This is a genomic window from Kamptonema animale CS-326, from assembly GCF_028330895.1.
GTDB lineage: Bacteria > Cyanobacteriota > Cyanobacteriia > Cyanobacteriales > Microcoleaceae > Kamptonema > Kamptonema formosum.
The window spans coordinates 1-14,965 of sequence record NZ_JAQMUA010000162.1 but is presented as its reverse complement, the minus strand read 5'-3'; the positions used below and the strand labels follow the sequence as shown (position 1 = coordinate 14,965).

Annotated in this window: 16 protein-coding genes; 4 read left to right on the top strand and 12 right to left on the bottom strand. The window is 43.0% G+C overall.

Translation table 11 applies throughout. The features are described from left to right. Positions 1-235 precede the first annotated feature (235 nt). Positions 236-817: an NADPH-dependent FMN reductase gene (locus PN499_RS09675; RefSeq protein WP_272031628.1), complete on the bottom strand. Its 582-nt coding sequence runs from the start codon at positions 815-817 to the stop codon at positions 236-238. Positions 818-853: 36 nt separating this feature from the next. Further along, a complete protein-coding gene (locus PN499_RS09670) occupies positions 854-1,735 on the bottom strand; it encodes a ChaN family lipoprotein (protein ID WP_272031627.1) in 882 nt (293 codons plus the stop codon). A 557-nt stretch (positions 1,736-2,292) separates the two neighbouring features. Here PN499_RS09670 and PN499_RS09665 point away from each other — a divergent pair. Beyond that, entirely contained in the window at positions 2,293-3,246 is a 954-nt protein-coding gene (locus PN499_RS09665) for an MDR/zinc-dependent alcohol dehydrogenase-like family protein (RefSeq protein WP_272031626.1), read from the top strand. Positions 3,247-3,276: 30 nt separating this feature from the next. Continuing rightward, positions 3,277-3,621, top strand: coding sequence for a hypothetical protein (locus tag PN499_RS09660; RefSeq protein WP_007354772.1), 345 nt, complete (start codon positions 3,277-3,279; stop codon positions 3,619-3,621). Between the two features lie 169 nt (positions 3,622-3,790). Here PN499_RS09660 and PN499_RS09655 read toward each other — a convergent pair whose 3' ends face one another. Continuing rightward, positions 3,791-4,870 carry a zinc-dependent alcohol dehydrogenase gene (locus tag PN499_RS09655; RefSeq protein WP_272031624.1) on the bottom strand — a complete coding sequence of 360 codons (1,080 nt, stop codon included), beginning with the start codon at positions 4,868-4,870 and terminating at the stop codon, positions 3,791-3,793. A gap of 149 nt (positions 4,871-5,019) precedes the next feature. Here PN499_RS09655 and cutA point away from each other — a divergent pair, with 149 nt between their 5' ends. Further along, on the top strand, positions 5,020-5,340 hold the full coding sequence (gene cutA, locus PN499_RS09650) for a divalent-cation tolerance protein CutA (RefSeq protein ID WP_272031623.1): 321 nt from the start codon (positions 5,020-5,022) through the stop codon (positions 5,338-5,340). Between the two features lie 106 nt (positions 5,341-5,446). Here cutA and PN499_RS09645 read toward each other — a convergent pair whose 3' ends face one another. Then, positions 5,447-5,986: a DUF2231 domain-containing protein gene (locus tag PN499_RS09645; protein ID WP_272031621.1), complete on the bottom strand. Its 540-nt coding sequence runs from the start codon at positions 5,984-5,986 to the stop codon at positions 5,447-5,449. Positions 5,987-6,044: 58 nt separating this feature from the next. Further along, entirely contained in the window at positions 6,045-6,329 is a 285-nt protein-coding gene (locus tag PN499_RS09640) for a hypothetical protein (RefSeq protein WP_272031620.1), read from the bottom strand. A gap of 258 nt (positions 6,330-6,587) precedes the next feature. Between PN499_RS09640 and PN499_RS09635 the strand changes: the two genes are divergently transcribed. Beyond that, on the top strand, positions 6,588-7,769 hold the full coding sequence (locus tag PN499_RS09635; RefSeq protein ID WP_272031619.1) for an NAD(P)/FAD-dependent oxidoreductase: 1,182 nt from the start codon (positions 6,588-6,590) through the stop codon (positions 7,767-7,769). 131 nt (positions 7,770-7,900) lie between these two features. On the opposite strand, the gene PN499_RS09630 is transcribed toward PN499_RS09635, so the two are convergent. From PN499_RS09630 to PN499_RS09600, 7 genes are all read right to left on the bottom strand, one after another. Continuing rightward, entirely contained in the window at positions 7,901-9,646 is a 1,746-nt protein-coding gene (locus PN499_RS09630) for a diflavin flavoprotein (RefSeq protein ID WP_272031618.1), read from the bottom strand. Next, the gene (locus PN499_RS09625; RefSeq protein ID WP_272031617.1) at positions 9,639-10,268 is read right to left on the bottom strand and encodes a vWA domain-containing protein; all 630 of its coding nucleotides are present in this window, start codon (positions 10,266-10,268) and stop codon (positions 9,639-9,641) included. Before PN499_RS09625 ends, PN499_RS09630 begins: the two co-directional genes overlap by 8 nt. A 230-nt stretch (positions 10,269-10,498) precedes the next feature. Next, positions 10,499-12,226 carry a diflavin flavoprotein gene (locus PN499_RS09620; protein ID WP_272031616.1) on the bottom strand — a complete coding sequence of 576 codons (1,728 nt, stop codon included), beginning with the start codon at positions 12,224-12,226 and terminating at the stop codon, positions 10,499-10,501. 239 nt (positions 12,227-12,465) lie between these two features. Further along, positions 12,466-13,017, bottom strand: coding sequence for a type II toxin-antitoxin system VapC family toxin (locus tag PN499_RS09615; protein ID WP_272031615.1), 552 nt, complete (start codon positions 13,015-13,017; stop codon positions 12,466-12,468). Beyond that, positions 13,004-13,399: an STAS-like domain-containing protein gene (locus PN499_RS09610; protein WP_272031614.1), complete on the bottom strand. Its 396-nt coding sequence runs from the start codon at positions 13,397-13,399 to the stop codon at positions 13,004-13,006. The genes PN499_RS09615 and PN499_RS09610 overlap by 14 nt, the downstream gene beginning before the upstream one ends. A gap of 95 nt (positions 13,400-13,494) precedes the next feature. Next, positions 13,495-13,881: an STAS-like domain-containing protein gene (locus tag PN499_RS09605; RefSeq protein WP_272031613.1), complete on the bottom strand. Its 387-nt coding sequence runs from the start codon at positions 13,879-13,881 to the stop codon at positions 13,495-13,497. Between the two features lie 98 nt (positions 13,882-13,979). Beyond that, positions 13,980-14,965: sensor histidine kinase (locus PN499_RS09600; RefSeq protein WP_272031612.1), on the bottom strand; the 986-nt coding region annotated here is incomplete at its 5' end.

Genomic DNA, 14,965 nt, shown 5'->3' with positions numbered 1-14,965 from the left:
TCTCTATGGCCTTGAATATCTCCGTACTTGGGATTTTGGGAGATACTAATGAAAATTCTTTGAGATGCACCTTACTTGCTCTCCATTTTTGGACACCATACCTAATTTACCACTATTTAAGCCTTAACTGAACCGTATTGATTTATATCCCACATTCTCTATTTTTTATTCAAATAGTTGCCATAGAATCATTATTAGTAATTCTAAAATGATTCTATGGCCTACTTATATCGCCTCAAGCGATTAGTTTTGCCAACACATTAGACAACTTAGCGCCAAGATTCTCAATCGACTCCTGCTGTTTCGGATCTCTCATCGTACCGTCAGTATTAAAAGCCTCATAGGCTTTAGGAATTGCCTTCTGATCTGGCAGCACAAACACATTAATATTGCCCAAAATCGAGCGTAAATGAACTAACCCCCGCAAACCGCCCAATGCCCCAGGTGAAGCACTCATAATTACTGCTACTTTGTCAGTAAAAGCCACTAACCCCGGTTCGCCAGGTTGCGGACGAGAGGCCCAATCGATTGCATTTTTCAAAACAGGAGTAACTGAACTGTTATACTCAGGAGAAGCTATCAAAAAACCCTGATGTGCTATCATCAATTCCTTAAATTTCCGGGCATTTTCTGGCATTCCCTCTCTGGCCTCCAAATCTTCATCAAATAGCGGCATCGGCAAATCCCGGAAATCGACATAAGTCACTTCAGCACTGGCAGCCCTAGCCCCAGAAGCCGCAATTTTGACCAGCAGTTTGTTGTAGGATGCTTCGCGGGTACTGCCGGCAAAGGCAAGGATTTTTGGTGCGTTTATCATTGGTTGTTCCTAGTATTTGGTTCCAGTTAGATTGTACTATTCCGCGTGCTGCCAGATGAAGTCAGCAATAGACCGATCTGTTGACAAAAGGCTATCTGAGGCTGAAAAAAACAGCACCGATCGTTGTAGTAACTTTCTACTACTTAAACGTCTGGCGACGCGGCTGGGAATGCCGTAGCCATAGGCGATATGACCTTTCCCTGCTAGCACTACTACTTGATAATTAGGCTTAACTGTGATAAATTGAGCGATTGTTTCTGCCATTGTTTCATCCCAAAGGGTTTGGGCTAGAAAAAAACGATCGAAGCCAGCACTAGAACCATGTCCCTCAGAGGCGTGTTGCTGATAAATCTCTAGCAATATTTGCCGATATTCAGCATTATCGGTACGAATTTCTGAGGGGGCGGGAATGTGCTGTTTTTCTTCTGCTGTCAGACTTTCTAAGCCTTCGCGGGCAACTTTTCGCGTTACTTCTGTGGGTGTATTCAAGGCTAATACTGGCAGTTGATTTTCCTTGGCAAACCGCAAAATCGGTGCGTAATATTCCCAAGGAAATCCCCATCTTTGATTATACTGGGTTTGCTCGATTAATTCGGCTTCTGTAATTTTACCAGCTAAATATTGGTCGATCGCACTTTGAAAGGGACGCTGAAACATTTCCAGTGCGATCGCAACTTTGCGATTTTGCCGATACAATTCTCTGATAATCTTCAGTTGAGCTTGATGATCTTCGAGGCTGTCGTGAGTTTCCCCCAGATACACGACATTTGCCGCCGCCAACTGTTGTAGAATCTCCTGGCTAGTATATGTCTGCTGCGGTTGTAAGTTCCCTGTCGCTTCCGCTAAAGCTTGACTGCTACAGAATAGGAACAAGCCTAGAGACAAAGCGTAGAGTTTGGTTAGTTTGAGTTTGTTCATAATCGTATTTTGCCTTGCGATCGCAGCCACAAACTACCGATCTCTTCAAACCTCCCTACTTTATATAACTTTACACTCGATCGGTAGTTATCTATCCAAAAGTAAACTTTCATTGCAGGTACTTGCATCTCTCAGAGAAGGTGCTACATTAATAACAAGAAGCAAAAACAAAGCTTCTTTCTGACAGATACCACAGCGAAGTTCATAACTATAAAGTTCATGAATTTGAAGTTCACACCTTGAAGTTTCACTTTTGAAGATAAGGAGTAAAAAGCGCTGTTTAATTTCACATCTGTCTCATCCAACGACAACGACACCCACCGCGAAGTCTGATATTTCCTCAAATGTTGATGAGGGAGCAATGAAACTGAATCTTAGAATTTAGTTTAACTCCACGTCGAAATACAAATTAGAGGAAATTACTCAGTAAGTAACGCTTGGGTGTTGTTGTTTGTTTAAGCATAGTGAAGGAAGAAGGAAGAAGGAAGAGGGAAGAGGGAAGAAGGAAGAGGGGGAAATGCCATAAACTATAGAAAAAAGCCAAAGCGGGAAAAGAGATGAAAGGACTGTGGCTAGAAAACAAGCAACTGCAACTTTGCACCAACCTCCCCATCCCAGAACCGCCACCCGGAGAAGCCTTAGTACGAGTTTTGCGGGCGGGGATCTGCAATACAGACTTAGAATTACTGAGAGGCTACTACCCCTATCGAGGCATCCTTGGTCACGAATTTGTCGGCATTGTCGAACAAGGGCCCGCAGACTTAGTAAATAAACGAGTCGTTGGCGAAATTAACGCCGCCTGCGGTAAGTGCCGTTTTTGCCTCAGCGAACAACCAACCCACTGCGAAAATCGCACCGTTTTGGGCATCGTCAACCGTAACGGGGCATTTGCCGAATACCTGACTCTACCAGTCGCAAACCTTCACCCCGTACCCGATAGCGTATCCACCGATGCGGCAACCTTCACAGAACCAGTCGCCGCCGCTTTAGAAATTCAGCAACAAGTACCCATCAGTCCAGAGGATAAAGTTTTAGTCGTCGGAGATGGCAAACTCGGTCAACTCGTCGCCCAAACCATTGCCCTCACGGGTTGCGAACTGTTGGCAATTGGACGACACCGCAAAAAATTAGGGAACTTGGAAGAGCGCGGTATCAAAACTGGTTTTGCCGATGCCGTGAAAGACCGATATTTTGACATCTCCATCGAGTGTACTGGGAATCCAGAAGGGTTTGCGATCGCACGTCGCGCCTTGCGTCCCAGAGGAACCCTCGTCCTCAAAAGTACCTACGCCGGAGCCCTCACCTTCGACGCTTCGGCCTTAGTTGTCGATGAAATTACCCTAATCGGTTCTCGCTGCGGCCCGTTTAAACCCGCCTTACAGTTGTTAGCCCAAAATCAAGTTGATGTCAAACATCTCATTCACAGTCGCTATCCCTTAGATGAAGGACTTGTCGCCTTTGAAAAAGCACAAAGCCCTGGGGTGTTGAAAGTGTTACTAGAAATAGAATAATATATTCGCAGAATAGCGATCGCACTTCTAATGGATTATAAAACAGCTCGCAATTTTCTGATCGATCAGGGTACTGCTCTTGAAACTCAACGAAATCCTGATGCTTTTTTGAGCCGTCTTAAACAAGGGAATGCACCAATTCCCGGACAAGTGACTAATATATTGTTGGCTCTAAAAATTGTTTTTGATACTTTGCAAGAATCCCCAATGTTGGATCGGCAGTTAGTTTATGCACTGCATTTATTTGCAGTTGAAAGCGTGCGGCAATTTGAAGCCGGAAGCCGCAGCGGTATCGCTTGGCCCCCAGTTTTAAAGGAAGATGTGAAGCGGATTGCGATCGCAGTTAAAAATATCTTTTCGGGAGTCTGGCAGTAGCAACTGTTAATTGTTAACTGTTAACTGTTAACAGTTATAGGACTTACTATGGAGTCCCAGAAACCGGGTTTTTGAGAGAATCTGTGGGTCATAACGAAGTATTTTCGTAAAAAACCCGGTTTCTTTAGCTGGGTGCGTAAGTCCTGTATTAATTATTAACTGTTAACAGTTAACAATTAGGTTCAATTGCTACTTTGATTACTTGGCGATCGCGCATATCTTGAAATACTTGTTCTAAGTCTTTTAAAGGCCGGCGATCGCTAACTAGCAATTCAAAAGGAATCCTCCGCGTTGCTAATAGAGATAATGCCTCTTGAACGTATTTTGGCGTATTGTGAAAAACTCCTTTTAGTGTCAACTCACTATAGTGTAATTGCTCTGTACTTAATGCGATCGCTGTATCTTTAGGACAACCACCAAATAAATTTACAGTTGCACCCGGACGAGCACAAGCGATCGCAGTTTCCCAAACAGACGGGACACCCGTACATTCAATTACTGTATCTGCACCCCAACCATCAGTTAATTCTTTTACCGTCGTAGTTATATCCGTTATCTGGTGGTAATTAAACACATTTGCTGCACCTAATTTTTTGCCAATTTCCAGTCGATTATCGTTACCACCAAATAAGAAAACTTCCCCACTAGGAAATACAAAATTTCCGTTTTCTTCCTTCCCTCTTCCCTCTTCCTTCAACTGAGCGAGTACCGCCACAAACATCAGCCCAATTGCTCCATCTCCTATTACTAAAATGCGATCGCCTTGTTTCACATTTGACCTAGCAATCCCGTGTAATACGCAGGCTAAAGGTTCAGTCATTGAAGCTAAAGCATCCGGTAAATCATCAGGAATTGGTAGCAAATTATGCTCGACAATTGGGGCGGGAATCTTTAAATACTCTGCAAAAGTGCCATTGTTCCATGTCAAATTTGGACAGAGAGAATATTCTTGATGTTGACAAAAGAAACATTTCATGCAGGGAGCAGAATTATTAGCAACCACGCGATCGCCTACCTCCCAACCTTTTACACCTTCTCCAATTGCCACAATTTGCCCCGCTGCTTCGTGGCCAAATAGCGTCGGAGGCCGTAGCATTTTCGCGTGTCCACCCCGCCGCCAAACCTTCAAATCTGTGCCGCAAGTTGTCGCCGTCGCTACTCGGATTACGACTTCACCCGCCGCTGGGGAGGGGTCAGCAACCGTTTCTAGCCGTAAATCTTCTTGACCGTAAAGTACCGCTGCGAGCATCGTCAACTGCCTACTATTTCCCAACTCAATTATTTTAGAGTAGTAGGTGCAGCTCTGGGGAAAATCTTTAGCAAGACTTAAGTTATTTTTGGAAAATTTAATTCTACAATTGGCTACAATTGGTTAAGTAGCTAAGTTATAATTGACAAATGACCAGCATTAATTACGGGGTGGTACTGGTGACAGCCAGTTCGCGGGTGGAAGCGGAAGCGATCGCTAAGGCTTTAGTTGAAAGTCAGCTAGCCGCTTGCGTTAGTTTCACGCAAATCCACTCGATCTATACTTGGCAAGGTGAGATTAATTCAGAGTCAGAATGGCAGCTAATTATTAAAACTGATTTAGCCAAGTTTGATGTATTAGCAACAAAGGTGCGTCAACTCCATTCTTATGAAGTCCCGGAAATAATAGCTCTTCCTATTGTGGCTGGTAATCCGACCTATCTTCAGTGGATTTCAGAACAAGTTGATTAATTTTAGATGGGAGAGGCGATTAGAAATCGCGGGTACAAAAACAAAGTCCGCCTACGCGGACTATAAGAAAAAGGGGTAATCAACCCGGATTTTTTAGTGTTAGTAACTAGCGAATTGAGCTACTAGGCCCAATCACGCCAACTTTGTGTCTAAAGGTGAGTTCCCCGCCAAACCAACCACTAATACCTAACAAAGTTGCGACAATGATAGAAATTGTAATGCCTATGGGAAATATGGGCGCGATTGGATCGCCGAGGCGCATTACCCAGTTAATCAGAGACAATACTAAGGCTGTAATATTACCAGCCATGTGCAACCAGCCAGCACTACGATCGCGAACTCTTTTAATTCTTGAGAAGTCCAAAAAGCCCGTAATTCCTGCTAAAATACCACTTGCAAAACCTGCGCCAATCAGCCAAACTGATGCTCTCGCCCAAAAAGGATCGCTAGTCAGCCAATAGCCGATATCACTACCCGCTGCTGCGGCTAGAAATGCAACTGGGAAGATCACGATTATGGGGTGGATAGGATGACCTGCGATATTAATGGAACTGGTTATGCCTGTGTCGCGGTACTCGGAATCAAGACTTTCCAAAATTGGCGGAATATTTGGAAAAGGTGTACTATTTGGTTGATTTGTTTCCATGCTTCCTCCGTTAAATAATTGTTGAAAGAGTTAAGACATCCCGATCGGGAAATTAAATTTATGACCAAACGCGCTCGCCATTTTCATCAGTACGAGCTTGTCTAATTACATCGGAAATTTCCTCAGCATCCTTAACGTGATGCAGTGCTTTCTTTTCCCCATCTGGTTCTTCAACAATGAAGTAAGTAGGAACTGTAATATTGTCTCCCGTAATGTCGGGAACGTCATCGACGGCCAGTTGCTTAGCTTTTTCTTCGATGGATTGGGGCTCATCAGAGATGCGATCGCCTGGATTAGTGGCGCGATGAACGTCGTTAATTGCGTTAGTCTTGTCGATAGTCATAAATTCCTCTTGCGCCTTCTCAAATTTTTGTCTTTTTACTTTTTTGCTTTCGCCTTACCCACAGGATTTGAGGTACTTTTGGCTGCTGATACAGCAAGCGTCAGCTTTTGGTGTAGCATTACCTATATTGAAAGTAAAAACGCCCTAAGAAAGCATCTCTCAAGGGGGGTAAGTTCCAACTGCCCACCTCGAAGGCGACCTCTTCCTACGGACATATTTTTGTTTAAAATTGTAGAACTCCTTAACTCTAAAATGCGAATGAAAACTTTTGACTGGATTGTTATTGGTGCTGGGATTACAGGTGCAGCTCTTAGTTATGAATTGGTCAAAAAAGGTTTGACTGTATTATTATTAGAGCAAAATGCTGTAGTGCAAAATGCTACCCGTTTTAGTTATGGTGGTCTTGCATTTTGGTCTGGTACGACAGATTTAACTCGTCAATTGTGCCGCGAGGGAATTGAAATTCACCGCCATTTATCTGAAGAGTTAGATACCGATACTCAGTTTCGGGAACTAGATTTATTGTTGACAATTGCTGCTGGCGATCGCCCTGAGAAAGTTGCTGCTAGCTACGCGCATTTTGCGATCGCGCCTCGGCTTTTGAGTGTGGAGGCGGCTTGCGAGTTGGAACCTCTGCTAAATCCCAAGGCGATCGCTGGTGCCCTTACTGTCGCGCACGGTCATATTTCGCCAGAAGCCACAACTCAGGGTTACAGCGATCGCTTTGTAGGCTTGGGTGGTGCGATAGAATTTGCCGAGGTGAGAGGATTTGTCCGGGAAGGCGATCGCATTTTGGGAGTGAAGAGTGCGACAGAGACTTATCACGCGCAGAATGTGGCTGTTTGCGCTGGGGGTTTGAGTAGGATGTTGTTAACATCAGCGGGGATTCCTCTACGGCTATATTTCACACGCGCTGAGATGTTGGAGATACCGCCTCAAGCTAGCCGAGAGGTGAAAGTGCGATCGCTAATCATGCAAGCAGTGCTCCAACGTTTCCCCATGGAAGCGGCGGCGAGTCAAGTTGAAGTCGATCCCTTGTGGGATGAACCTGGAAATGTTTTGGCACCACCAGTTTTAGATGCAGGTGCGATTCAATTCCAAGATGGTAGCATCCGTATTGGGCAATTATCTCGCGTGTTAAGCGATCCTAATGCTACTGTCGATCGCGCTGAAAGTGAGGCCGCCATTCGCGCAGGTGTGGGGAAGTTTTTACCTGCTTTGGAAAATTTACCCGCAACTTGGCACGATTGCTTAGTGGCTTTTAGTTGCGATCGTCTACCTTTAATTGGCGCAATTCCTAATATTGAGGGAATACATATATTTTCGGGATTTAGCAATCCTTTAGTATTTGTACCGCCTCTAGCTAAGCGATTTGCTAATTGTGCTGTTGGGGAAAACGATCTGTTAATTCCTAAATTATCTCCCAGTCGTTTTATTTAGTTGAAAAGTGCAACTAGGAAGGCGACTACTCAGATGGTTTATTTTGAGATCGCGTTAATTAAGTTTTAAGCTAAAGTCAATTTCTGGGCGGTATCTCACCGCCCAAACGAATCGCACGCATCAACTACTATTTAATAATGACTGCCCGATTTACGATGATGCACCGCTGTCACGCCGTCAGCTTTGAGCAGATGACCATTTTCAATTACCGCATAAATCACCCAATGATCTCCGCATTCCATCCGATTTGCAACTGAGCACTCCAGATAAGCAAGAGCATCGCTCAAAAACGGACAACCATTACTAGCTTCCTGAGTTTCTACTGCGGCAAAACGGTCTTCACCGGGAGCAAAGCTCTTCATGAAATGCTTCCGTAATTGTCGGCCTTCTGCTAAAATATTCAAGACAAACTGATCGCCATTGTGCATCAAAGATTCAATTGCTCTATCTTTTGCTACCGCCAAAGTAACACCGGGAGGATTAAATGTTGCTTGCGATACCCACGATGCTAACATCGCACTTGCGACTTCTCCACGCTTAGCAGAAACTACGCAAAGAGAGCCAACAATTCGACCAGCAGCTTGTTCTGTGCGGTCTGCACCGCTACCTAATGCAGGTCTGGGTGCACGGAGTTTCTGAGATTTAATCAACGCTTGAGCAAAGTCAGTTCCGGTTTCTTCGCACTGTTGAATCGTGACATCTGTGGGTTTGAATTTAACTCGAATTGGTTCAAATCCTAACCGATATCCGGCATCTTTGAGTTTATTTTCAACTAAATCAACAGCTTCACCACTCCAGCCATAAGAACCAAATACACCCGCTAATTTATTCTTAGCTGCTGTGGATAAAACTACCCCTAAAGCGGTGACAATTTGAGTAGGTGGATGACCGGCCAAAGTAGGCGTACCGATGATAAATCCATCACATTTTTCAATGGCTTCTTGAATTTCTCCTGGTTCTGCTGCTTCGCAATTAATTGAATCAACGGCTACACCTGCTTTAGTAATACCTTTTGCGATCGCTTGTGCTAATGCCCCTGTATTTCCGTAAGCAGACGCATAAATCAGCACTACTGTCAAGTCTTTTGTCTTTTGCTGTTGGCTCCATTCCCGATACAAATGGGTTAATTCTGTGAGGCCGTAACGTACCAATGGCCCATGACCGGGAGCGTAAAATTTAACAGGTAAATCCGCCAATTTATCCAGTGCTGCTAGCACTTGTTTTGCCTGAGATGCGTGCAAAGAATCGTAATAATAGCGGCGGTCTTCGCTGTAAACGCTCCACCCTTCATCAAATACTTGATCGCCGCAAACATGAGCACCAAAAAGTTTATCTGTGAATAAAACTTGTGTTTTCGTGTCGTAGGTGCAAAGTTCGTCTGGCCATCTGGGAGTAGGAGTGGCAACGAATTTTAATTGATGTTCTCTCCCTAAATCAAGGGTTTCTTCACCTCTGACGACATTGATATTTAACTCTTGGTCTGGAAATGCTCCTCGCAGGGAAATTGCAGCGGGATTTGTGCAAACAAAGACAATTTGAGGAGCTATTTCTAGCAGAGTTTTGATAGTTACGGCTCGGTTGGCATTAAAGTGTCCGAGAATGATGTAATCTAGCTTAGCGATATCGAACCGCTGCTGCAATGCCTCTAGATAGTTTTTGGTGAAGGATTCACCGGGAGGGTCAATTAAGGCTGTTTTGTCAGATTCAATGAGAAAAGAATTTGCCGTTGTCCCTCTTTGGAGGGAATATTCAACCTCGAATTTGAGTCTGTCCCAAGTGCGCGATCGCAGTACAATTGTCTCTGCTGCAATCTGGAAAAATTGGACATCACGGGGTTTCGAGTTAGAGATAGTTTGAGGAGTTAGAGTGTTAGTCATGAATCGCACCAATTAGAAACTGTACTATGGAACTTCTTTTGATTTCCTGCCAAAATTTGGTATCCACAATGTCAAATTTGGCACCCACCTGCTGTAAATTGTTATCCAGGTAAGTGAGAAACTCTCTGGTTTCTACATCTTCGCCAATTTGGATAAAACTAATGCCAATTTCTTCATCTTTAGCAACTTTATTGGCAGTATTGATAATAGTCTCAGCAACAAGTTTGCCATCTTCCTGTTTTTCGTCTATGACTACAACAATTATCGCCCCTTTTTTAGCTTTAGGACTTGCCTTCCGCTTAAAATAATCGTTGAGAGCATCGCTAAGAGCTTCTTGCAAGCTAATTTTAATTAGGTTTGCAGGGTCTGGTGTTGTATTTTGCCGCTGCAAAATTTCAGCTAACCGCTTAACATCTGTATTTTCATATTTCCAGAGAGGGGTTGAAGCTTCGTAGACAGTTAAGCCGTCGCTGTCTAATTCTTGACATTTTTTTGCCAAGTCAATCAGGGATGCTTGAGCTGCTAGCCAGTGTTCGTACAGAGGATGATTTTGCTCTCTGCTAGCAGCACTTCTAGCAATAATTATGATGTAATCTCTGTCATTCAAGAGGTTGGTAAGCATTTTTTAACAATTAAGTTGTTAGTAACTAAGTCTGTGAATTTATAGCCACTTTCTGTTTTATTAGGTACATATCTTGCTAATTGCTAATTGCTAATTGCTAATTGCTAATTGCTCATTAGTTATTAAAAGCAGTACCTACTCAGTGAAAACTGCTATAAACAAATTTTTTGTGCTAGAGATTTTAGGCGCTTTATTTTATTATCAAGCGCCTAAAAGCCTCTATTACCAACCTAGTAATGATTGCCTACTTTGCGGTGGTGTACGGCTGGTAAAGAGTCAGGATCGCTGACTCGGCCGCTATCAACTGTCGCATAGACAATATGATGATCGCTTACTTCCATACGGCTAGTTACTTGACATTCCAAATAAGCTAGAGCTTCCGTAAGAATGGGAGAACCATTGCTAGCGGGTTGAGTTTTGACACCAGCAAAGCGATCTGCACCGGGAGGAAAACGCTTTAAGAAGTGCTTCATTAGCGCTTGATAATTGTTTTCCGAGAGCACATTTAAAACAAATTTGTCTCCCGTGTGCATCATTGATTCAATTGCACGATCTTTAGCAACTGCAATGGTTAAACCTAATGGTTTAAAGCTAGCTTGCATCACCCATGATGCTAACATTGCACCGCTGACTTCGCCTTTTTGAGCGGTGATGATATACAGTCCGCCGCTAATTCGACCCAAGGCTTTATCGAGGTCACTATCGAGAGATTTCATTTGCTTAACAGCTTTATCTCGCGTTAGCCATTGTCCCAAGTCAGTACCTGCTTCATCGCACAATTGATAGGTGGCTTCTGTCGGCGCTTCCTTGATCAAAATGTTGGGGAAAGCTTCTTTTAATCCCAACTCTTTGAACTTGTTTCGGAGGGGATAAATGGATAAGTCGTCTCCACCTCCCGACTCGGATAAACCGATAGATTGTTTATTATGAACAGCGGCTAAAATGGTGTTAATTGCTGTTTCTGCGATCGCAGCGGCGGGGCCCGTACTCGGTGGCGTACAAATGACTATACCAGCAGCTAAACCTACCAGTTCGCCAACTTCCTGCGGATCTGCTGTTTTGAGATCCATCATTTCGACGGCGACTCCGGTTTTAGTGATACCGTGTGCGATCGCTTGGCTAAGGCGATCGCTATAACCGTAGTCGGAAGCGTAGAAAACTGCAACAGTTGTTTCTGCCTTAGTTTGTTCTTGACTCCACTTTTTATAGCGTCCAGTCAGTTCAACAACATTATGCCGCAATAAGGGGCCGTGACCGGTAGCAACTGTATTAATTTCTCCCAGTTCGGCCATCCGTTTCATCGCACTCAAAACCGATCGCGCATTGGGAGCCATCAAGCACTCATAATAGAAGTGATAGTCTTCTTCAATATCCGCCAAATCTTCATCATAAGTGCTGTCTGAACAGTAGTGCATCCCAAAGGCATCGCAAGTGAAAATCACTTGCGTTTTAGCATCGTAGCTAAAAATTGTATCGGGCCAATGCAAGTTTGGCGCTGACACAAATTCGATAACGTGACCGTTGCCTAAATCTAGTTTGTCGCCATTTTTAACTATCTGCCGTTTAAATGGCTTATGCACCAAGTCTTCTAAGAATTGAATTGCTACTTTTGAAGCCACAATTGTTACTTGGGGGGCCAATTCCAGCACATCTTTAACTAAACCGCTATGGTCTGGTTCAGTATGGCTGATAATTAAGTAATCAATCTCAGTGGGGTCAATTAACCCCTTAAGAATATCGAGATATTGTTGGCGGAACTTCTCATGGGAGGTATCAACCAGCGCTGTTTTCTCGCCGCGAATGATAAATGAGTTATAAGTTGTGCCGTTTTTCAGACCGAATTCTATGTCAAAGCGATCGCGATCCCAATCCAGACAGCGAATGGTCGTCGTGTCAGGCGCGATCGCGCCAGTCTCTACAGTCAACCTGCGTTCTACTCGTTCAGTGAGCGCTACCATTTGTCGCCTCCTTGTGAGCAAGCCATTAATACATCATTACTTCTATTCTTGCACGTTTTAATTGTAAAGCTTTATTAAAAAACCTATCACTCAGTTAAGAATACTAAAACTTAGTCTATGTTCTGTTCGCTTTTCTCTAAATTTCGAGTATTGGTCTTGACAAAAGCAACAAATCATGGTAATCAATAAGCGAATATAGGTTAATCTCGCCACCTCACCCGGCCCTTGTTGTTACATTTTTAATTAAAAAATTTACGATTAGCTGTAATCACAGTCAAATCTTCACCTTTAAAATCGGCATCGTGAGTCACCAATTTTAGATTTTTTGCCTTGCAGAGTTCAGCTAAAATCTGGTCATTAAAATCAACATCTCCCACAGCATAACCACTCAATATTCCGCCTAAATCCGCTGATTCAAAACCGCTGTCAATTCGTTCGCATTTCTTAAGTATTCTACGAGCATCTTTAGCAATTTGGCTAGCAATAGGATTAAATTCATTACTTTGGCGAAAAGTCTTAAAATCTTGTGGTTTTATTCCCTGCGGTAAATCATTGTAAACGAATCGAGCAGAGGCATTGATAAATTCCGAAAGTACAAGTACATCGATAAAGATCGGAATCTTAGCACCACGAATCTTTCTCAGTGCTAAGTGATATGTACTTCGTAATCTTGGCAAACTCTCACCTTGCGGCCCATAAATATACAGCCACACATTAGCATCGAATAATATAGAATCAGATGAGCTAAATCTGTAATATTCGATCTGATAAACTTGGTTACTCATCATCATCCTCAGCACACAGAGATTCTTTTGCTGCTTCCTTGAAACGCTCAGGGTCTTCTAAGTACCGCCGTCGCCAGTATATAACATCCTCAATATATTCTGCATCTTCAGGATCGATATCTACTATACTGAGTGAATTACGGATTTGCTCTTCTGAAAAATATTCATACAATTGAGCAATTCCCTCGCTCAGAAAACCCCTTGTAAAGTCTTCACAATCCTTGAAAGAAAGAACCACGCTTTTATTTTCTCTGAAAGCTGCTGCAATTGCCTCGAAAACTTGTTGACCAGCTTCGCAGGTGATACACAGAGTATCATTGATAATTTCGGTAACGCTCAGTGTGACAGTATCGGTATTATTAGTAGTGAGAATTGTTAAAAAGTTCATAGCGTTTGGTGGTAAATTGACTTAAAAGATAATTATAGCATAGGCAAACAGTGTCAGACGCACTAAATATGTAAGATTCAATCCGATAAACTTGGCTACTCATCATCATCCCCCAGAAATTCGCTTGCAGCTTCCTTAAAACGCTCTGGATCTTCTAAATACCTCTTTGTCCAGTAAATAATATCCTTAATGTATTCTGCATCTTCAGGCTCTATATCGACTATGCTGAGTGTGTTATGAATCTGCTCTTCTGGAAATGATTCATACAACTGACCAATGGCATCGATCAGGAAAGCTCTAGTGAAGTCTTCACAATCCTTGAAAGAAAGAAGCACACTTTGATCTTCCCTAAAAGCTGCGGCAATTGCCTCGTAAACTTTTTTCCCATCTTCAGCAGCGATACAAAGAGTGTCCTTAATAATTTCACTAACACTCAGCGTAACAGCATCGGTACTCTTAGTAGAAGCTGTTAAGGAATTCATAATTTGGTACTCCTAAATTGACTAAAAAAAATTCTATCACAAGCAAACCAGTTCGCACTCAAACCTCTGATAAATGCCCGTTAAAAAAATCAGATTTCTTAGCAGACGGCTAAAGGCAATTGTACAACAAATTCAGTACCTTCACCAACTTTGCTATAACAACGAATTGTGCCCCCATGATCTTTGACAATCGCCTGATAGCAAATCGATAACCCCAAACCCGTACCTTTTCCCACTGGTTTCGTAGTAAAAAACGGATCGAAAATTTGGTTGTGAATCTCAGGCGGAATGCCAACACCAGTGTCCTGAATTGAAATTGTCACCAATTCATCCGTACTCTCTGTGCGAATAGTAATTTTTCCTGGTTTTCCTGATGTAAATATGGCATCTAAAGCATTTTGAATCAAGTGGAAAAACACTTGATTTATTTGGGCAGCGTGGCATTCTACTAAGGGCAAAATTCCGTATTCTTTTTGAATTTCGATTCCAGATTTCAGTCTATTTTGCAACATAGCCAAACTGCTTTCGATACCCTCATTCAGGTTTGCAGGTTTAAATTCAGATTCATCCAGACGAGAGAAATTACGTAAAGTTGTCACGATTGAACGAATGCGATCGCTCCCTTCTTGCATTGACTTAAGCAATTTAGGAAAATCTTCCTCAATATAATCTAACTCTAAGTCGTCCTCGATTTTACTAAGAGTATCTGCTGCTTCTGGGCAGGCTTTTGTACAGGTATCAATCGCAGCAATCAAAGTTCTTGCATATTCTTGAGCATGGAACAAATTAGCATGGATAAAATTATTAGCGTTGTTAATTTCATGGGCAACGCCAGCCACCATTTGCCCCAAGCTTGTCATCTTTTCACTCTGGATTAATTGCTGCTGAGTAGAGCGTAATTCTTGTAAAGTAGCTTGCAAATGTTGAGCTTGAGCTTGCGATTTTATCGCCGCTTCTTGAACTTGTGCGTAAAGTTCCCCTTGCTGAATCGCGATCGCCATTTGCTCACCTAACTGCCGCAGAAACTCTGTTTCTTGATGTTGCCAATGCCGGATACTTTGACACTCTTGGGCAATCATTAAAC